This window comes from Streptomyces sp. NPDC007189, assembly GCF_040703635.1.
Classification (GTDB): domain Bacteria; phylum Actinomycetota; class Actinomycetes; order Streptomycetales; family Streptomycetaceae; genus Streptomyces.
The window spans coordinates 69514-89223 of sequence record NZ_JBEYEY010000013.1; the positions used below are offsets into that span (position 1 = coordinate 69514).

Below are 19710 nucleotides of genomic sequence, written 5' to 3' on the forward strand. Positions count from 1 at the left end.
GGCGGCTCAGGACGGCTCCCTCAATCCCCGAGCACCCGGTCGATGAACGGCGCCACGGCGGCCCGCCAGGCCAACGGCATGTCGTAGTGCGCGAGATGACCGGCGTCGGCGACCTCGGCGTACTCCCCCGCCGGCAGCACCCGCACCATCTCCTGCGCCTCCGCCCGCCCCAGCTCGCCGTCCACCCCGCGCACCACCAGCGCCGGGCAGCGCACCTGGGCCAGCTCCTCCCAGTGCGCGTCGTACACCCACGTCTCCCGGGACCTGAGCATCTGCTCCGGCTCGAAGACCGGCCGCCAGCCGTCGGCGCCCTCGTGCATCACCTCGGCGTAGAACTCTCCGCGCGCCGGATTCGGGCGCTCCACCCAGGGATCGTCCTCGCCGAACCACTTGCGTACGTCGGCCAGCGTGGCGAAGGGGGCGGGCCAGGCCCGGAACCAGTCGGCCCACTCCCGCTGCGAGGCGGCCCCCAGCGCGGAGGCCCGCATGTCGCAGATGATCAGGCCCCGGACCAGGTCGGGGCGTTTCGCGGCGAGCTGCCAGGCGGTCAGCGCGCCCATGGCGTGGCCGATGAGGAGCGCGGGGGCGAGACCGAGCTGTTCGAGGGCGGCCTCGGCGTCCTCGACGTAGGCCTCGCGGGTGTAGACGGCCTGTGGGGGCTTCTCGCTCTGACCGTGCCCGCGCTGGTCGAGGGCGACGGCGCGGTGGCGCGCGGCGAGCCAGCGGGCGGTGGAGGCCCAGTGGGAGGCGCGGCCCATCAGGCCGTGCAGTAACAGCACGCCCGGCGCCGCACGCGTCCCGCCGTCCCCCGCCTCCGGTCCCGTCTTCGGAGGGTCCGCGAACTCCCAGGCGGCCAGGCGCACGCCACCCGCTCCCGTCACGTCGATACGCCGTGCCATGGGCCCTGGTACCCCCCAGCTCCGCCTGCCTCGTACCGGTGTACTGCCGTACTCACGAATCTATCGAATACGTATTCGAAAAATCCGTCTCCGCGGACAACACCCCTCATTCGAGTGACACCCCTCAAGGAATGATCGCCGCCACCGAGGGGATCTCTTCTGGCGGGAGGGCGGACCGCTCGGGGAAAACGGTCCGAGGGGAATGACCCTGAGAGCTCGGGGCTCCGGGTCAGCACAGGGGAGGACAGGCCCCGGCGCCGCAAGGCGCCGGGGCTCACCTCCGCTCAGCGCTTGGCGACGAACACATGCGAGGCGACGTCCGCCTCCAGCTCGGCCGCCTCACCGCCGCTGCCCACCAGCACACCGCCGGCCGACGCCGTCACGCTCACCACGGAACCGGGCTGCACACCCGCGCGCCGCAGCGTGTACATCAGCTGCGCGTCCGTCTGGATCGGCTCACCGATCCGCCGGACCACGACCGTCTTGCCGTCCGCACCCGGATCCAGATCCGCCAGCGAGACCATGCCCTCGTCCAGGAACGGGTCGGCGCCGTCCTTCTCGCCCAGCTCCTCCAGACCCGGAATGGGATTGCCGTACGGCGACTCGGTCGGGTGCCGCAGCAGCTCCAGCACCCGCCGCTCGACGGCCTCGCTCATCACGTGCTCCCAGCGGCACGCCTCCGCGTGCACCTGCTCCCACTCCAGGCCGATCACGTCGACGAGCAGACACTCGGCCAGCCGGTGCTTGCGCATCACGCGCGTGGCGAGCCTGCGGCCCTCGTCGGTCAGCTCCAGATGACGGTCGCTGGCCACGGACACCAGTCCGTCGCGCTCCATGCGCGCCACCGTCTGGCTCACCGTCGGCCCACTTTGGTCCAGCCGCTCCGCGATGCGGGCGCGCATGGGGACGACGCCTTCCTCTTCGAGCTCGAGGATGGTGCGGAGATACATCTCCGTGGTGTCGATCAGTCCGGACATACGTGCCCCTCGATTACCTCTGCCGGCAGCCCGGCGCGTGCGCTGGCCCTGACACCAATTCTGCCGGATCCCACTGACAAGCGGGGGCCACCGGGAAAACGGGGGCCCGCGTGCGCAGCCGCACCCCCGGCCCGGCACGGGCCGCGGGTTTTGCGCGGATCGGGCCGTATGTGCGCGACGGAGCCCGCGGCGAACGGGTCGACCTGCCGTCGAGCGGGAAAGATTCCCGGGAAGTTGCGGGAACAGCGTGTGGGCTGTGTCACGTTCCAGTTGAATGAAGGCAAGTGAGCGAACCGCGCGCCGTACCGGCGCCGACGCAGCCTCCAGGGGGTCCAGGTGAGTGCTTCCCGGCGGAGTGGGACCACCGACGAGCTGGGGCCGGACGACCCCGGCGAGTCCGGGGGATCCGATCTGCTCGCCGCACTGCTCGACGGCATGGACGCGGCCCTGTGCGCCTTCGACGCCGACGGGGTCGTCACCCACTGGAACAGGGAGGCCGAGCGGATCCTCGGCTGGACGGCCGCCGAAGCGGTCGGACGGCACGGGTTCGCCGGCTGGGCGGTGCGCAGCGCCGACGCCGAAGAGGTGCAGGCCCGGCTGATGTCGGCGATGCACGCACCCGGACGGCAGGTGCACGAGTTCGCCCTGGTCACCAAGGACGGCGGCCGCGTACTGGTGCGCACCCAGTCCGCCGCCGTACGCGGACCCGACGGCAAGCCCGCCGGCGTCTACTGCGCCTTCAGCGAGGTGCACGCCCAGATCGACCTGGAACGCTCCATCGCGCTGAGCGAGGCGCTGTTCGAGGACGCGGCCTGGGGCGTCGTCCTCATCGACGCCGACCTGCGGCCCGCCGTCGTCAACGCGCACGCGGCCCGCGCCCTCGGCATCGGACGCACCTCCGCGCTGGGCCGGCCGCTCGGCGAACTCCTCGCCCAAGGAGTCGAGGAGCTGGAGGCCGCGCTCACCCACGTGCTGAGCGAGGGCGCGCCACCGGCGCCGGCCGAGATGTGGGTGAGCGTACGCACCCGGGAGGGGCAGAAGCGGCGCTGCTGGCGCAACGGATTCGTCCGGCTCTCCTCGCCGCTCGCGGAGGAACCGGTGCCGCTCGGCGTCGGCTGGCTGTTCCAGGACGTCACCGAGTCCAAGCAGAGCGAACAGGAAGCGTCCCTGCTGCGGTTCCGCACCAACCAGCTGCACCGGGCCGCGCGCGCCGCCGCCGAGTGCGAGGACCCCGCCGAGGCGGCCGTCGTCCACCTCGACTTCGCCCTCGCCGGCTTCGCCGACCACGCGCTGATCGACCGCGTGGCCCGGCCCGCGCGCAAGGACGGCGAGGAGGGCGCCGTACGGCTGGTACGGCTGGCTGCGACACCCGCCGGAGCGCCGGGGCCGAGCCTCCTCACCGGCGCGGCCGGACTGCCCGTGCGCTACGAGCCGGGGCACCCGGCGCTGCAGTGCGTCGAGCGGGCCGGGACCGTGCGCGCGGACGCCGGGCCGGTCTCCGCGGAAGCGGCCCGCGACTGGGCGCTGGCCCGGCAGTGGCCCGACGACGCGGCGCACGCCCTGTGCGCGGCGCTGCGCAGCCGCGGGCGGACGCTCGGCGTGGTGACCTTCCTGCGCGGAGCCGGCCGCACCCGCTTCGAGCGGACCGACACCGGCTACGCGGAGGACGTGGCGGCCCGCATCGCCGCGGAACTGGACCTGGCGGACGCGCTGCGGGACGCCTGACGGGGGCTGCGGCCGCTCAGCGCCGGTAGAAGATCCGGTCGCCGTACTCCCGCATCACACGGCCGTTCCACTCGTGCCCGCCGTCCACGTTGCCGGAGCGCAGCAGCGGCGGCTCGATCCCGCGGTCGGCGAGGGCGGCGGCGGCCGTCGCCATCACCGCCTGCATCAGGGCGGTGGTGACGACCGTGGACGCCGGGGCGAAGGGCGCCGGGATGGTGTCGAGCGTCAACTCCGCGTCCCCGACGGCGATCTTCGAGTCCAGGACGATGTCGCAGTGGTCCTTCAGGAAGGTGCCGGAGGAGTGCCGGGAGGTGGTCTGCGCGGCGTACGCCACCGACGTGACGCCGATGACCTTCACACCGAGGGCGCGGGCGTTCAGCGCCATCTCCACGGGCAGCGCGTTGCGGCCGGACAGCGAGATGATCACCAAGGCGTCTCCGGCCCGCACCGGCGAGGTGTCCAGGACGGCACTCGCCAGCCCGTCGACACGCTCGAGCGCGGAACCGAGGGTGGCCGGGATGACGTCGACCCCGACGACGCCGGGAACGGCGAGCAGGTTCATCAGCGCCAGCCCGCCGGCCCGGTAGACGACGTCCTGCGCGGCCAGCGAGGAGTGCCCCGCCCCGAACGCGAACAGCCGCCCACCCGCAGCGACGGTGTCGGCGAGCAGGTTCCCCGCCGCGCCGATCGCCTCGCTCTCCTCCTCCCGCACCCGTTGCAGCAGACCGATCGCGGCGTCGAAGAACAGGTCGGCAGGCGTGCCGTCGCTCATGCGGTGCCCCTTCGCAACGTCTGTGTCGCGGATCACGGTGCGGTCTGGACCAGTGCGGTGTCAATACGGGGGCCGGCACCAGCACCGGTCGCACGTTCGGGCAATCCGAGAGATGCGCTGTGCGTCGGTCATCTTGGTCGCGACGGCGGCGAAGAGATCGTCCGCGCTCCAGACCGGGTCCTGGTCGTCAAGGCCACCGGCCGAGGCTCATACGCCCGCACCACGCCGGATCGCTTCGGCTTCCCACGGCTGCAGCGGGCTCGCAAGAAGCAGCACTTCGGGTACGTCACCGGAGACCTCGTGCGTGCAGTCGTCCCTCCGGGAAGTGGAAAGGCACGTGGGTCGGACGCATCTGCGTCCGGGCAAGGGGCCAGCACAGCCTCAGCACGCCGCTCGGCCGGTTCAACGTCTGTTACTGGAGTCTGCGGCTGATCCAGCGGGGCGACGGGTACGGCTACGACGTCCGGCCGGAAGGCCTTCGCCGGCATCTCCGAAAAACAGTTGAGTCCTCCCCGACCGCTTCTTAGGCTGTGCCCTACGTACGAAAGGAGGTGATCCGGTACATGAGTGAAACCCGGACGCGCGAGGTGGCTGCGGGCTAGCGGCTCGCCACCACACCCAGTGCGGTGCCGGACCAGCACGCGAAAGAGGCGTGCAGCCGGCCCAATCCCAAGCAGTCACCCGACCCGCGGGCTGCCGGTACGTCCGGCCGGCTCCTCCTCGAGGAACCCAGCCCGCGGGTCGTCTGCGTTTTCGGGGCTGTCAGGGGGCTAGGCGTTCGACCTGCCAGGTGCCGTCGGGCCGGGCGGTGTAGCGCAGGCGGTCGTGGAGGCGGTTCACTCGGCCCTGCCAGAACTCGATCGTCTCCGGGGTGACGCGGAAGCCGCCCCAGTGCGGGGGGACCGGGACCTGTTCGTCCTCGGGGTAGCGGGCCTGAAGCTCGGCGTAGGCGGTGTCCAGTTCGGTGCGGGAGGCGATCACGGAGGACTGGGCGCTGGCCCAGGCGCCCAGTTGGGAGCCGTGCGGGCGGGTGCGGAAGTAGGCGGCGGTCTCGTCGCGGCCGGTGCGGTGGGCGGTGCCGGTGACGATGACCTGGCGGGCGAGCGGGTGCCAGGGGAAGAGCAGGGCGACGTGCGGGTTCTCGGCGATGTCGCGGGCCTTGCGGGAGCCGTAGTTGGTGTAGAAGACGAAGCCCTCGGTGTCGAAGTGCTTCATCAGGACCGTGCGCGAGCTGGGGCGGCCGGCCGCGTCCGCGGTGGAGACGATCATCGCGTTGGGCTCGTAGATCGTGGCGTGCAGCACGGCCCGTGCCGCGTCCTCGAACCAGCGGGCGAACTGGTCCATGGGGTGGGTGGCGAGGTCCTGTTCGGCGAGGCCCTCCGCGCGGTACTGCTTGCGCATGGCGGCGGGGTCGAGGGCGGGGTCCAGGAGGGGTTCGCGGTCGGTCACGCGGTCATCTTGCCGTATCGAACGCCACTGGCACTCAGTGTCGTACGGGCTCCCCAAGTCTGGCACGGGGGGTTATCGTGCTGGTCCCTTGCGGTTTGGGTGACCACCGGTCGAACGGGGCATCACCGGGGTGACCGCCGCCGAACCATCTCAAGGAGCCGCCTGATGTCCGATTTCGTACCCGGACTCGAGGGAGTCGTCGCGTTCGAGACGGAGATCGCCGAGCCGGACAAGGAGGGCGGCGCCCTGCGCTACCGGGGCGTCGACATCGAGGACCTGGTCGGTCACGTCTCGTTCGGGAACGTGTGGGGGCTGCTGGTCGACGGTGCCTTCAATCCGGGCCTGCCGCCCGCCGAGCCGTTCCCGATCCCGGTCCACTCCGGTGACATCCGGGTGGACGTGCAGTCGGCGCTGGCCATGCTGGCCCCGGTGTGGGGTCTGAAGCCGCTGCTCGACATCGACGAGCAGCAGGCGCGGGAGGATCTGGCGCGGGCTGCCGTCATGGCGCTGTCGTACGTCGCCCAGTCCGCGCGCGGGCAGGGTCTGCCGATGGTGCCGCAGCGGGAGATCGACAAGGCGAAGTCGGTGGTGGAGCGGTTCATGATCCGGTGGCGGGGTGAGCCGGATCCGAAGCATGTCGCCGCCGTGGACGCGTACTGGACGTCCGCCGCGGAGCACGGGATGAACGCCTCGACGTTCACCGCGCGGGTCATCGCCTCCACCGGCGCGGATGTCGCGGCCGCGCTGTCGGGGGCCGTGGGCGCGATGTCCGGGCCGCTGCACGGGGGTGCGCCGTCGCGGGTGCTGGGGATGATCGAGGAGATCGAGCGGACCGGGGACGCGGAGGCGTACGTCAAGGGCGCCCTGGACCGGGGTGAGCGGCTGATGGGGTTCGGGCACCGGGTGTACCGGGCGGAGGATCCGCGGGCGCGGGTGCTGCGGCGTACGGCGCGGGAGCTGGGGGCGCCGCGGTTCGAGGTCGCCGAGGCGCTGGAGAAGGCCGCGCTGGAGGAGCTGCACAACCGGCGGCCGGATCGGGTGCTGGCGACGAACGTGGAGTTCTGGGCGGCGATCGTGCTGGACTTCGCCGAGGTGCCGGCGCACATGTTCACGTCGATGTTCACGTGTGCGCGTACGGCGGGGTGGTCGGCGCACGTTCTGGAGCAGAAGCGGACGGGGCGGCTGGTGCGGCCTTCGGCTCGGTATGTGGGGCCGGGGCCGCGCAGTCCGCGGGACATCGAGGGTTATGCGGATATCGCCCACTGAGCGGGGCGCTGTGGAGTGCGGGCCCTGAAAGGCGGGCCCTGCCTTCCATGGGGCTCAGCGCAGGGCGTCTTCGATGAGGGCGGCCCACTGGGTCACGACGCGTGCGCGGCGGGCGGTGTCGTCGGTGAGGAGGTTGGCGAGGCCGAGGCCGCGGGCCATGTCGAGGAGGCCCTGGACGGTTTCGCGGACGCCGGGGCGGGTCTCGTCGGCGCCGAGGAGTTCGACGGCGATGCGGTGGGTCTCGCGGCCGACGCGGGCTTCGAGTTCGGTGACGCGGGTGCGCAGCTGGTCCTCGTTGGAGGCGGCGACCCACAGGTGCAGGGCGGCGCGGAAGAGGGGGCCGGTGAAGAGGTCGACCAGGGCGCTGACGACGGCGTGGCGGTCGGCGGGGCCCTGCGGGAACAGTTCCCTGAGCGCGGTGGAGCGCTGTTCGGCGACGTACTCGACGGCGGCGGTGAACAGGTCCTCGCGGGTGGGGAAGTGGTGCTGGGCGGCGCCGCGGGAGACGCCGGCGCGTTCGGCGACGACGGCGACGGTGGAGCCCGCCCAGCCGTGTTCGGCCAGGCAGGCCACGGCGGCCTCCAGGAGCCGCTGCCGGGTGGCCCGGCTGCGGTCCTGCTTGGGCACGCGATCGCGTTCCGCCGTACTCACACCACCCATGCCGCGTCCCGTCTTTCCAGGAAGGCCGTCATCCCCTCCCTGGCCTGGTCGGAGGAGAACAGCCGGGCCGTCAGGGCGGTGAGGTCCGCCGCGTCCCGGTCGAATGTCTCCAGCACCCTAGCCGTGAGCAGCCGTTTCGTCTCGGCCAGGGCCTGTGGGGAGGAGCGGCGCAGTCCGTCGAGGATGGGGGCGAGGGCGTCGTCCACGTCGTCGGCGGTGGTGGTGAGCAGGCCGAGGCGTACGGCTTCGGCGGGGTCGAAGCGTTCGCCGGTGAGGTAGTAGCGGGCGAGGGCGCGGGGGTCGGTGCGGGGGATGACGGGCAGGGAGATCACGGCGGGGGCGACGCCGATGCGGACCTCGGTGAAGGCGAAGGTGGCGGTGGTGGAGGCGGCGGCGATGTCGCAGGCGGCCAGCAGGCCGAGGCCGCCGGCGCGGACGTGTCCGGTGATCCGGGCGACGACGGGTTTGGGCAGTTCGGTGATCTGCCGGAGCAGGGCGACCAGGGCGTCGGGGTCGGGTGGGTCGCGCAGGTCGGCGCCGGCGCAGAAGGTGGTGCCGGTGTGGGTGAGGACGACGGCGCGTACGTCGGGGTCCTTGCCGCAGTCGGTGAGGGCGGCGGCGAGGCCGGTGACGAGGGCGGCGGAGAGGGCGTTGCGGGTGTCCACGGCGTCGAGGCTGAGGGTTTCGACGGCACGCGCGCGTGTGCGGCTGATCGGGGTCACGGGTGCTCCCTCAGTTCCCGGCGGAGGATCTTGCCGGAGGCGGCGCGGGGGACGGTGTCGATGAAGGTGACCTGGCGGATCCGTTTGTAGGGTGCGACGCGTTCGGCGACGTGGAGCATGATCTCGTTCTCCGTCAGTGTGTCGGCGGTGCCGGCGCGGCGGACGACGAAGGCGTGCGGGATCTCGTTGCCGTCGTCGTTGCGGGAGCCGATGACGGCGGCGTCGGCGATGCCGGGGTGGGTGAGCAGCAGGGCCTCGAGTTCGGCGGGGGCCACCTGGAAGCCCTTGTACTTGATGAGTTCCTTGACCCGGTCGACGACGTAGAGCCAGCCGTCGGCGTCGACGTGTCCGACGTCGCCGGTGTGCAGCCAGCCGTCGGCGTCGATCAGGGCGGCGGTGGCGTCGGGGCGGCCGAGGTAGCCCTTCATGACCTGGGGGCCGCGGATGAGGATCTCGCCGGACTCGCCGGTGCCGAGGTCCTTGCCGGGGTCGTCGAGGGAGACGATGCGCATCTCGGTGCCGGCGATGAGTCTGCCGACGGTGCCGGCGGGGGCGTCGTGGAGGCGGTCGAGGGGGACGACGTGGGTGCCCGGGGAGAGTTCCGTCATGCCGTAGGCCTGGCCGATCGGGGGCAGGCCGAGCCGTTGGGAGCAGGCGCGGGCGAGGGCGGCGTCGAGGGGGGCGGCGGCGCTGATGACGTACTTCAGGGAGGACAGGTCGTAGCGGGCGACCGCCGGGTGCTTGGCGAGGGCGAGGACGATCGGCGGGGCGACGTACAGGCCGGTGATGCGGTGGTTGTCGATGGCGGCGAGGAAGGTCTCCAGGTCGAAGCGGGGCAGGACGACGACGGTGGCGCCCTTGCGCAGGGGGGCGTTCATGAGGGCGGTGAGGCCGTAGATGTGGAAGAACGGCAGGACGGCGAGGATGCGGTCGCCGGGTCCGGCGGGGACGGCGGGTTCGAGCTGGGCGAGGTTGGTGGCGATCTGCCGGTGGGTGAGCATCACGCCCTTGGGGATTCCGGTGGTGCCGGAGGAGTACGGCAGTGCGGCGACGTCCTCGGCGGGGTCGATGCCGGGCTGCGGTTCGGGGGCGGTGGTGGCGAGCATGTCGATGAGGGAGCGGTGTCCGGGTGCGCTGTCGCACACGAAGATCTCTTTTATGCAGCCGGCGAGTTCGGCGGCGCGGCGGGCCGTTTCCAGCAGGGGTGAGACGGTGACGATCCAGCGGGCGCCGCTGTCGCCGAGTTGTGTGGCGAACTCTTCGGGGGTGGCGAGCGGGTGGGCCGTGGTGACGGAGGCGCCCGCGCGGGTGGCGGCGTAGAAGGCGGCCGGGAAGGCGACGGTGTTGGGGCTGTGCAGGGCGAGGACGTCGCCCTTGCGGACGCCCGCGTCGGCGAGTCCGGCGGCGATGCGCCGGTGGAACCGGTCCATCTGCTCGTACGTGAGCGTGGTGCCGTCCGTGCCGTCGATCAGGGCGGGGCGGTCGCCGAACGCGGCGGCGTGGCCCAGGACGGCTTCGTGGATGGGGAGTTCTACGGGCGGGACGTCTGCGTACTCGCTGCGGAACACGGTTCCTCCAGGCGGCTGGGCTCAGTACGACTTGGGCAGACCGAGGGTCTGGTGGGAGACGTAGTTGAGAATCATCTCCCGGCTCACCGGTGCGATACGAGCCACGCGCGCGGCCGTTATCAGCGAGGCGAGCCCGAACTCGCGCGTGAGCCCGTTGCCGCCGAGGGTGTGCACGGCCTGGTCGACGGCTTTCACGCAGGCTTCCCCGGCCGCGTACTTGGCCATGTTGGCGGCCTCGCCCGCGCCGATGTCGTCGCCGGTGTCGTAGAGGTGGGCCGCCTTCTGCATCATCAGCCGGGCCAGTTCGAGGTCGATGTGGGCCTGCGCGAGCGGGTGGGCGATGGCCTGGTGGGCGCCGATGGGGGTCTTCCAGACGGTGCGGTCGCGGGCGTACTCGATGGCCTTGGAGAGCGCGTAGCGGCCCATGCCGATGGCGAAGGCGGCGGTCATGATCCGCTCGGGGTTCAGTCCGGCGAACAGCTGCAGCAGACCGGCGTCCTCGTCGCCGACGAGTGCTTCGGCGGGGAGCCGTACGTCGTCCAGGACCAGCTCGAACTGCTTCTCCGCGGCGCGGAGTTCCATGTCGATGGGCCGTTTCTGGAAGCCCTCGGCGTCGGTGGGGACGATGAACAGGCAGGGCTTGAGGCGTCCGGTGCGGGCGTCCTCGGTACGGCCGACGATCAGGACGGCGTCGGCGATGTCGACGCCGGAGATGAAGACCTTGCGGCCGGTGAGGAGCCAGTCGGCGCCGTCGCGGCGGGCGGTGGTGGTGATGCGGTGGCTGTTGGAGCCGGCGTCGGGTTCGGTGATGCCGAAGGCCATGAGGCGGGTGCCGTCGGCTATTCCGGGGAGCCAGGCGCGTTTCTGTTCCTCCGTGCCGAAGCGGGAGATCACGGTGCCGCAGATGGCCGGGGAGACGATCAGCATGAGGAGGGGGGAGCCGGTGGCGCCCAACTCTTCCAGGACGATGGAGAGTTCGGTGATGCCGCCGCCCCCGCCGCCGTACTCCTCGGGGAGGTTGACGCCGAGGTAGCCGAGTTTGCCCGCCTCGGACCAGAGTTCGGCGGGCGGCTTTCCTTCGGCGACGGCCTGGACCAGGTAGTCGCGGCCGTAGCGTTTGCCGAGGGCCGCCACGGCGGAGCGGAGGGCTGTGTGCTCTTCGGTTTCGATGACGGGAGACATGGGGCTCCTAGGAAGAGGGTTCCTGCACGACGGCGAGCAGCGTTCCCGGCTCCACCTGCTGACCGGTCTTCGCCCGCAGACTGCTGAGCACGCCGGTGACCGGCGCCGAGATCTGGTGCTGCATCTTCATCGCCTCCAGCCAGATCAGGGGCTGGCCCGCCTGGACGGCCGCCCCTTCCTCCAGGCCCTCGGCGACGCGGACGACCGTGCCGGGCATCGGGGCCACCAGGGACCCGGGTGCGAGCTGGGCGGTGGGGTCGGGGAAGCGGGGCAGGGCGGTGAGGCGGGTGGCGCCCACGTGGACCTCGTCGCCGTACGCCGTCACCGTGTACCGGCGCTCGACGCCGTCCACGTCGAGGACGACGAGGCGTGCGTCGGCGTGCAGGACCCGCACCCCGTCGGCCGCGAGGCCCTCGCGGGTGTGCCGGTAGCGGACCTGGTGCTCCTGTCCCGCCATCGCGTACCGCTTGACCTGCGGCTGTGCGGGCAGGTTGCGCCAGCCGCCGAAGCGGGAGCGGCCGTGGGCGTCGGCGAGGGCGGCGGCGAGCGGCGCGTAGGGGTCGGGGGCGGGCTCGGTCAGTGCGGTGAGGTGGCGGTCGTAGAAGCCGGTGTCCATGCGGGCCGCGGTGAACTCCTCGTGGCGCAGGGAGCGGACGAGCAGGTCGCGGTTGGTGGCCGGGCCGTGGATCTCCGCGCTCTCCAGTGCTCCGGCGAGCCGGCGGACGGCCTCCGCGCGCGTGGGCGCGTGGGCGATCACCTTGGCGAGCATGGGGTCGTAGTGGACACCGATGGTGTCGCCGTCGGTGTAGCCGGTGTCCAGGCGGACGCCGGCCGGTACGGCGAGGCGGTGCAGGGTGCCGGTCTGCGGGGCCCAGTCGTGGGCGGGGTCCTCGGCGTACAGGCGGGCCTCGATGGCGTGGCCGCGCGCGCGTGGCGGTTGTTCGTCGAGGGCGTGGCCTTCCGCGATGCGGATCTGCTCGGCGACCAGGTCGAGACCGAACACCTCTTCCGTGACAGGGTGTTCGACCTGGAGGCGGGTGTTCATCTCCAGGAAGTGGGCGCGGCCGTCGGCGACGAGGAACTCGACGGTGCCGGCGCCGACGTAGTCGACGGCGCGCGCGGCGCGTACGGCCAGCGTGTGCAGCTCCTCGGTGAGCGCGTCGGTCAGGCCGGGCGCCGGGGCCTCCTCGATCACCTTCTGGTGGCGGCGCTGGAGGGAGCAGTCGCGGGTGCCGAGGGCCCAGACGGTGCCGTGGGTGTCGGCGAGGATCTGCACCTCGACGTGGCGGCCGTGCTCCAGGTAGGGCTCGGCGAAGACCTCGCCGTCGCCGAAGGCGCTTGTGGCCTCGGCGCGCGCGCCCTCCAGTGCGGCGCTCAGCTCGTCCAGGCGGCGCACGATCCGCATGCCGCGCCCTCCGCCGCCGGCTGCCGCCTTCACCAGCACCGGCAGGTCGGCCTCGGTGACGTCGGTCAGGGGTTCGAGCCCCATCAGGCGCTTGGCCCGGGTCTTGGACGCCATCGCCTCGATGGCCTCGGGGGGCGGGCCGATCCAGGTCAGCCCGGCGCCGAGGACGGCGCGGGCGAAGTCGGCGTTCTCCGACAGGAAGCCGTAGCCGGGGTGCACGGCGTCCGCGCCGGCGGCGAGGGCGGCCTTCACGATCAGGTCGCCGCGCAGGTACGTCTCCGCGGGGGCCGCGCCCGGCAGCCGTACCGCCGTGTCGGCCACGCGCGTGTGGAGCGCGTTGTCGTCCGCGTCCGAGTGCACGGCGACCGTCCGGATCCCCGCCGCGCGGCAGGTGCGGACGATCCGGCAGGCGATCTCGCCCCGGTTGGCGACCAGCAGTGTCTGGATCATGTTCCTCACATCCGGAAGACGCCGAAGCCGCCGCGCGCGCCCTCGAAGGGGGCGGTGTGGAGGGCGGACAGGCACAGGCCGAGGACGGTGCGGGTGTCGCGGGGGTCGATGACGCCGTCGTCGTACAGCCGCCCGGACAGGAACATCGGCAGCGACTCGGACTCGATCTGCTGCTCCACCATGGCGCGCAGGGCGGCGTCCGCGTCCTCGTCGTACGGCTGTCCCTTGGCCGCCGCCGACTGCCGGGCGACGATGGAGAGCACGCCGGCCAGCTGCTGCGGGCCCATCACGGCGGACTTGGCGCTGGGCCAGGCGAACAGGAAGCGGGGGTCGTAGGCGCGCCCGCACATGCCGTAGTGCCCGGCGCCGTAGGAGGCGCCCATGAGCACGGACAGGTGCGGGACCCTGCTGTTGCCGACCGCGTTGATCATCATGGCGCCGTGCTTGATGATCCCGCCCTGCTCGTACTCCTTGCCGACCATGTAGCCGGTGGTGTTGTGCAGGAACAGCAGCGGGATGTCGCGCTGGTTGGCGAGCTGGATGAACTGGGCGGCCTTCTGCGACTCCGCGCTGAACAGCACGCCCTGGGCGTTGGCGAGGATGCCGACGGGGTAGCCGTGCAGGGCGGCCCAGCCGGTGACCAGGCTGGTCCCGTACAGCGGCTTGAACTCGTCGAAGTCGGAGCCGTCCACGATCCGCGCGATGACCTCACGCGGGTCGAAGGGGGTCTTCAGGTCGCCGGGGACGATGCCCAGCAGCTCCTCCGGGTCGTGCTTGGGCGGCTCGGCGGGGCCCGGATCCGGGTACGCCTTGCGGTGGTTCAGGCGGGCCACCACCCGCCGCGCCTGCCGCAGCGCGTCCGGCTCGTCGACGGCGAAGTAGTCGGCGAGACCCGACACGCGCGCGTGCATCTCGGCGCCGCCCAGGGACTCGTCGTCGCTCTCCTCGCCGGTGGCCATCTTCACCAGCGGCGGCCCGCCGAGGAAGACCTTCGCCCGCTCCTTGACCATGATCACGTGGTCGGACATGCCGGGGATGTAGGCGCCGCCGGCGGTGGAGTTGCCGAAGACGACCGCGATCGTCGGGATCCCGGCGGCGGAGAGCCGGGTCAGGTCGCGGAAGATGGCGCCGCCCGGGATGAAGATCTCCTTCTGGGACGGCAGGTCGGCGCCGCCGGACTCCACCAGGCTGATGCAGGGCAGCCGGTTGGCGAGGGCGATGTCGTTCGCCCGCAGGGCCTTCTTCAGGCTCCACGGGTTGCTGGCGCCGCCGCGCACGGTCGGGTCGTTGGCGGTGATCAGGCACTCCACGCCCTCGACCACGCCGATGCCGGTGACGAGGGAGGCGCCGACCGTGTAGTCACTCCCCCAGGCCGCCAGCGGGGACAGCTCCAGGAAGGGTGTGTCCGGGTCGAGCAGCAGCTCGATCCGCTCCCGTGCGAGCAGCTTGCCGCGCTTCCGGTGCCGCTCGACGTACTTCTCTCCGCCGCCCGCGAGGGCCTTGGCGTGCTCGGCGTCGAGCGCGGCGAGCTTGCCGAGCATGGCCTCGCGGTTGGCCCGGTAGTCGGGGCTCGCGGGGTCCAGGGAGGTGTGCAGGACCGTCACAGCAGAACCTCCGGGATGTCCAGGTGGCGGGAGCGCAGCCATTCGCCGAGGGCCTTGGCCTGCGGGTCGAAACGGGCCTGCGCGGCGACCCCCGCGCCGAGGATGCCCTCGACGACGAAGTTGACCGCGCGCAGGTTCGGCAGCAGATGCCGGGTGACGGGCAGGTCCCGGCTCTCGGGGATCAGCTGCCGGAACCGCTCGGCGGTCAGCTCGTGCGCGAGCCACCGCCACGCCTCGTCGGTGCGGGCCCACACACCGACGTTCGCGTTCCCGCCCTTGTCCCCGCTGCGGGCCCCGGCGACCAGGCCGAGGGGGGCCCGGCGGGCCGGCCCCGGCGGAAGGGGATCCGGGAGGGCGGGTTCCGGTACGGCGTCCAGGGGCCGGGTCTCCTGGGGCGCCGCCACCGGGATACGCCGTCCGTCATGGAGGACCGCCACATGGTCCACGGCGCCATGGGGGACGTACACATCCTCGAAGACCCCATAAGGGGAGCCCTTCCCCGGTGGGGACAGCACATGGAAACCGGGATAACTGGCCAGCGCGAGTTCCACGGCGGCCCCGCTCAGCGCCCGCCCGACGACCCGCTCATCCGGATCCCGTACGACGAGCCGCAGCAGGGCGCTCGCGGTCTCCTCGGTGTCGGCGTCGGCCCGGTCGGTGCGGACGAGTTCCCACCGCACCTCGGCGGGCGGCGACTTGGCGAGCGCGTCGGAGAGTTGCTCGCGCACCAGGCCGGCCTTGGCCTCGACGTCGAGGCCGGTGAGGACGAAGACGACGTCGTTGCGGAATCCGCCGAGCCGGTTGAGCCCGACCTTCAGCGTCGGCGGCGGCGCCTCCCCCCGCACGCCCTCGATCCGCACCCGGTCCGGCCCGTCCTGGCTCAGCCGTACGGTGTCCAGCCGGGCGGTGACATCGGGTCCGGCATACCGGCCGCCCCCGGTCTCGTACAGCAGCTGCGCGGTGACCGTGCCGACGTCGACGAACCCGCCGCTGCCGGGGTGCTTGGTGATGACGCTGCTGCCGTCGGCATGGATCTCGGCGAGCGGGAACCCGGGCCGGCGTACGTCGCCCTCCCGGAAGAACGCGTAGTTGCCACCGGTGGCCTGGGTCCCGCACTCCAGCACGTGCCCGGCGACGACGGCCCCCGCGAGCCGGTCGTACTCCCCCGGCCCCCAGCCGAAGTGGGCGGCGGCGGGCCCGGTGACCAGGGCCGCGTCGGTCACGCGCCCGGTGACGACGATGTCCGCGCCGGCCCGCAGGCACTCCGCGATGCCGAACCCGCCGAGGTAGGCGTGGGCAGCGAGGGCACCGGGGTGACGGGTGGTGAGGTCGTCACCCTCGACGTGCGCGACCCTGACCGGAATCCCGAGCCGGTCCGCCGACTTGCGCACTGACGCTGCCAGTCCGGCGGGATTGAGCCCACCCGCATTGGTGACGATCTTCACCCCGCGTTCGTGGGCGAGGCCGAGGCAGTCCTCCAGCCGGCGCGGGAAGGTGCGGGCGTACCCGGCGCCGGGGTCCTTCAGCCGGTCGCGGGCGAGGATCAGCATGGTGAGTTCGGCGAGGTAGTCGCCGGTGAGGACGTCGACCTCGCCGCCGGTGAGCATCTCGCGCAGGGCGTCCGCGCGGTCGCCGTAGAAGCCGGAGAAGTTGCCTATGCGCAGGGCCTTCACCGCTCCGCCCCCTTCGGCGGACGGCCGCCGCCGGGCGGGCCCGCGAAGGCCTGCGCGATGTCCAGCCAGCGGTCGGCGTCCGGGCCGACGGCGGTCAGGGCGAGGTCGGCGCGGTGGGCGCGCTGGGTGACCAGGAGGCAGAAGTCGAGGGCGGGACCGGTGACGCACTGGTCCGCGCCCTCGGGGCCGTAGGCCCACAACGCGCCGGTCGGTGCCGTCAGTTCCACCCGGAACTCCTCGGCCGGCGGGGTGAGGCCGTGCACGGTGTAGGCGAAGTCGCGTGTCCGCACTCCGAGTCGGGCCACATGCCTGAGCCGGTCGGTGGGTGGGCGGACCACACCCAGGGCCTCGGCGACGTCCAGACCGTGGGCCCAGGTCTCCATCAGGCGGGCGGTGGCCATGGAGGCGGCCGACATGGGCGGGCCGTACCAGGGGAAACGGGCGTCGGGCGGGGCGTCGCGCAGGGCCCGGTCCAGGGCGGCGCGCCCCTCGCGCCAGGCGCGCAGCAGCTCGGCGGGCGCGAGCCGGGCGCCCTCCTCGGCGCCCTCGTCCACAAAGGAGTCGGGGGCGGCGAGAGCCTTCTCGACCAGCGCATGGAAGGCGTCCGGATCGGTGACGGCGACCAGGGCCGAGCGGTCGGTCCAGTGCAGATGGGCGATCTGGTGGGCGACGCTCCAGCCGGGGGCGGGGGTGGGCAGTGCCCACCGCTCGGGCGCCAACTCGGCCACCAGCCGGTCGAGTTCGTCGCTTTCGGCACGCAGGTCGTCGATGACGGGCGTCGGGTCGGCCATGGGGGGAGCATGACAGGGGGCCGAGAAACAATCAAGCGTGCTTGCATGATTCGTGGGACGGTTTTCCGGAGCCCCTCGTACCGCTCCCCGGCGGACACACGGGCGACCGGCTCCGAGGTGCCGCGCAGGGCGCGGACCGGCGGGAGGACCGGCGCGGTCAGCCGGGCCACGTCCGCGTCACCGGCCCGACAGGCCACCGCTTCCACCACCACACGGGGCCGGCCGAACCGCCACTCACCACGGAAGCGCCGCCCAACGCGCCGACCGGTGGGGTGTCGTGGGCACGGGGCGGCTGATACGCGGCACCGTGGCGGCTCTCGTCAGTGCGGCGGGCCGGAGTTCACCCGCCCCCGGTCGCTGCGCTCCCGCCGCCCGGCTCGGCGAGGCGGGCCGTCGGCGGGTTCACTCCGCGCCGGTCACCCGCCACCGGCGTACCACGTCCTCCTCCGTCGTCAGCCATGTCCCGTCGCCGAGGGCCAGTGGGTCGTAACACGTCGTGCCGGGGTAGTCGACCTCGGCGACCGGCTGGAGGGTGTGGCCGTCGAGGATCAGGTGACGGTTGGCGTCCGAACCCTGCTCCGCGGCGGCTGCTGCCAGGACGCGGCCCTCGTCGAGGAGACCAGGCCGGTGCCCCACGAAGCGCAGCCCCTGCGGAAGTACGTCCTCGGCTTCGACGAAGGTGTCCTCCTGGCCGGTCACGCAGCGCGTCAGCCACTGCCCCCCGACGTCCAGTTTGAGGACCGCGCCACGGAGACTCACCCCGGCGAACGGTTCGTCGTCGTCACCGACGGGCCGCACATGTACCGCGTCGTCTTCCAAGGACAGTTCCAGGGAGAAGCAGGTGTCGCCCATCAGCGCGTCCAGGAAGATCTGCGCCGGATCGGTGAGCGACTGCTGGAACACGTAACCCGCCGTCGCCGAGGGCAGCTCGGCCTCTGCGACAGGTCGGCCGTCGGCCAGATCGAGACAGACGCACACATCTGCTCCAAGCAGCCCGTCGTCACCGATGGAACCAGTCGTCGTGACGAGCAGACGACCGGCCGTGCCTACGGGAACGCAGGCGCCGCCGGCCGTGTCCTCATCCGGCCACGGCTGGAACTCGTACGTCCATCGCGGGCTGCCGTCCTGGCCGTAGACCGTGACGAGGCCGCGGTCGACGGTCGCCAAGCCTGCGTCGGGCAAGGGTGACACGAAGCCCTGGTTCTGCCCCGGCCGCGGCACGGGCCAGGAGCGACGCTCGGCCAGCACCCGGTCCGGGTCCGAGGCCACGCGACCGACGACGACACTGCCTTCGCGCTCGGAGACCAGCCAGCAGGCGCGATCACGGACGAGGAAGGTGTCGAGATGATTGCGTGAACGGCTCTCAAGGCCCGGCAGTTCCTCCTGGGCGAGGAGCTCCGCAGTGATGCGTGGATAGGTCATGGTGGCATTCGGGACCTTGATGCCCATGTAATCCAGGATCTCGTCGAGCCATCCAGGCAGGACGTAGCCCATCCCCCGTCAACCGCCTTCTCCGTACCAGCCAGGCACGCATCACACGTGCGAATGAATGGTAACGAGATTGCTTGACGCGGCATCAAGTTCGCGCCATGGCCTGTAACAAGGCTGCGACGTCAGGCCTCCGGGACCGGTTCCACCCTGGGCTTGCCACGGCCCACCTGGGTGCGGACCGCGCCGATGCTTGCCGCGATGACCAGGGTGATGGCGGCGGCCTCGGTCAGGGAGAGGGACTGGCCGAGGATCAGGAAGCCGGCCGTGGCCGCTACCGCCGGCTCCAGGCTCATCAGGATCGCGAACGTGGAGGCGGGCAGGCGGCGCAGGGCGAGGAGTTCGAGGGTGTAGGGCAGGACCGAGGAGAGCAGGGCCACCGCCGAGCCGAGGGCGATGGTCGTGGGGTTGAGGAGGCGGGATCCGGCGGAGGCGATGCCGAGGGGGAGGAAGAGGAGGGCGGCCACCGCCATCGCCAGGGCCAGGCCGTCCGCCTGGGGGAAGCGCCGGCCCGTACGGGCGCTGAAGAGTATGTAGAGCGCCCACATGGCGCCGGCGCCCAGGGCGAATGCGACACCTGTGGGGTCGAGGTCGCTGAAGCCTCCACCGCTCAGCAGGAAGACGCCGAACAGGGCCAGGGCCGCCCACAGCGCGTTGATCGCGCGGCGGGAGGTGAGGACCGACAGAGTCAGCGGGCCCAGGACCTCCAGGGTGACCGCCGGACCCAGCGGGATGCGGGCGACCGCCTCGTAGAAGAGGCCGTTCATCGCGCCCATGGCCATGCCGAAGGCGATCACCGTGCCCCAGTCGGCGCGGGAGTGGCCGCGCAGCCGGGGGCGGCACACCACCAGGAGGACCGCCGCCGCCGCGAGCAGGCGCAGGGTGACGACACCCAGGGCACCGGCCCTCGGCATCAGGGTCACCGCCAGGGCGCCGCCGAACTGGACCGAGATGCCGCCGGCCAGCACGAGACCGACGGGACCGAACGAGCCGAAGCGGCGCGGCCCTTCGACGGGGGTGACCGGAGTCGGCGTGGCGGTGCTGGAGGTGGCGGTCACGGGCGGTCCTGTACTTGATCG

At 72.3% G+C, this 19710-nt stretch carries 16 protein-coding genes; 2 read left to right on the plus strand and 14 right to left on the minus strand.

Translation table 11 applies throughout. The annotated features are described in order from the left end of the window. Nucleotides 1-20: 20 nt before the first annotated feature. Together AB0950_RS25295 and AB0950_RS25300 are read right to left on the minus strand one after the other, a co-directional pair. A complete protein-coding gene (locus AB0950_RS25295; RefSeq protein WP_366779470.1) occupies nt 21-899 on the minus strand; it encodes an alpha/beta hydrolase in 879 nt (292 codons plus the stop codon). Between the two features lie 284 nt (nt 900-1183). Next, nucleotides 1184-1876: a metal-dependent transcriptional regulator gene (locus tag AB0950_RS25300; protein WP_330339277.1), complete on the minus strand. Its 693-nt coding sequence runs from the start codon at nt 1874-1876 to the stop codon at nt 1184-1186. A 336-nt stretch (nt 1877-2212) separates the two neighbouring features. On the opposite strand from AB0950_RS25300, the gene AB0950_RS25305 reads away from it, so the two are divergent. Next, nucleotides 2213-3601, plus strand: a complete 1389-nt coding sequence (locus tag AB0950_RS25305; RefSeq protein WP_360160169.1) for a PAS domain-containing protein — start codon at nt 2213-2215, stop codon at nt 3599-3601. A 16-nt stretch (nt 3602-3617) separates the two neighbouring features. Here the strand turns inward: AB0950_RS25305 and AB0950_RS25310 are convergent, their stop codons facing one another. Then, nucleotides 3618-4373, minus strand: coding sequence for an SIS domain-containing protein (locus tag AB0950_RS25310; protein ID WP_360160170.1), 756 nt, complete (start codon nt 4371-4373; stop codon nt 3618-3620). 762 nt (nt 4374-5135) lie between these two features. Next, the gene (pdxH, locus tag AB0950_RS25315; RefSeq protein WP_366779471.1) at nt 5136-5822 is read right to left on the minus strand and encodes a pyridoxamine 5'-phosphate oxidase; all 687 of its coding nucleotides are present in this window, start codon (nt 5820-5822) and stop codon (nt 5136-5138) included. A gap of 165 nt (nt 5823-5987) precedes the next feature. On the opposite strand from pdxH, the gene AB0950_RS25320 reads away from it, so the two are divergent. After that, nucleotides 5988-7088 (plus strand): citrate synthase 2, encoded by a 1101-nt coding sequence (locus AB0950_RS25320; RefSeq protein WP_360160172.1) that lies wholly within the window; start codon nt 5988-5990, stop codon nt 7086-7088. A gap of 54 nt (nt 7089-7142) precedes the next feature. On the opposite strand, the gene AB0950_RS25325 is transcribed toward AB0950_RS25320, so the two are convergent. The 10 genes from AB0950_RS25325 to AB0950_RS25370 all read right to left on the minus strand — a co-directional run bounded on the left by AB0950_RS25325 (nt 7143) and on the right by AB0950_RS25370 (nt 19689). Next, nucleotides 7143-7748 carry a TetR/AcrR family transcriptional regulator gene (locus AB0950_RS25325; RefSeq protein ID WP_360160173.1) on the minus strand — a complete coding sequence of 202 codons (606 nt, stop codon included), beginning with the start codon at nt 7746-7748 and terminating at the stop codon, nt 7143-7145. Continuing rightward, nucleotides 7736-8470 carry an enoyl-CoA hydratase family protein gene (locus tag AB0950_RS25330; protein WP_360575427.1) on the minus strand — a complete coding sequence of 245 codons (735 nt, stop codon included), beginning with the start codon at nt 8468-8470 and terminating at the stop codon, nt 7736-7738. Before AB0950_RS25330 ends, AB0950_RS25325 begins: the two co-directional genes overlap by 13 nt. Then, entirely contained in the window at nt 8467-10038 is a 1572-nt protein-coding gene (locus tag AB0950_RS25335; protein WP_360575426.1) for a 4-coumarate--CoA ligase family protein, read from the minus strand. The genes AB0950_RS25330 and AB0950_RS25335 overlap by 4 nt, the downstream gene beginning before the upstream one ends. Nucleotides 10039-10059: 21 nt before the next feature. Continuing rightward, the gene (locus tag AB0950_RS25340; protein WP_360160176.1) at nt 10060-11220 is read right to left on the minus strand and encodes an acyl-CoA dehydrogenase; all 1161 of its coding nucleotides are present in this window, start codon (nt 11218-11220) and stop codon (nt 10060-10062) included. 7 nt (nt 11221-11227) lie between these two features. Continuing rightward, on the minus strand, nt 11228-13075 hold the full coding sequence (locus AB0950_RS25345; protein WP_360575425.1) for a biotin carboxylase N-terminal domain-containing protein: 1848 nt from the start codon (nt 13073-13075) through the stop codon (nt 11228-11230). 5 nt (nt 13076-13080) lie between these two features. Next, nucleotides 13081-14679, minus strand: coding sequence for a carboxyl transferase domain-containing protein (locus tag AB0950_RS25350; protein ID WP_360160178.1), 1599 nt, complete (start codon nt 14677-14679; stop codon nt 13081-13083). Further along, nucleotides 14676-16352, minus strand: a complete 1677-nt coding sequence (locus tag AB0950_RS25355) for an acyclic terpene utilization AtuA family protein (RefSeq protein ID WP_360160179.1) — start codon at nt 16350-16352, stop codon at nt 14676-14678. The genes AB0950_RS25350 and AB0950_RS25355 overlap by 4 nt, the downstream gene beginning before the upstream one ends. Then, nucleotides 16349-17143, minus strand: a complete 795-nt coding sequence (locus AB0950_RS25360; RefSeq protein WP_366779472.1) for a TIGR03084 family metal-binding protein — start codon at nt 17141-17143, stop codon at nt 16349-16351. The genes AB0950_RS25355 and AB0950_RS25360 overlap by 4 nt, the downstream gene beginning before the upstream one ends. Before the next feature lie 402 nt (nt 17144-17545). Continuing rightward, a complete protein-coding gene (locus AB0950_RS25365; protein WP_366779473.1) occupies nt 17546-18637 on the minus strand; it encodes a hypothetical protein in 1092 nt (363 codons plus the stop codon). 119 nt (nt 18638-18756) lie between these two features. Further along, nucleotides 18757-19689: an EamA family transporter gene (locus AB0950_RS25370; RefSeq protein ID WP_366779474.1), complete on the minus strand. Its 933-nt coding sequence runs from the start codon at nt 19687-19689 to the stop codon at nt 18757-18759. Nucleotides 19690-19710: the final 21 nt, after the last annotated feature.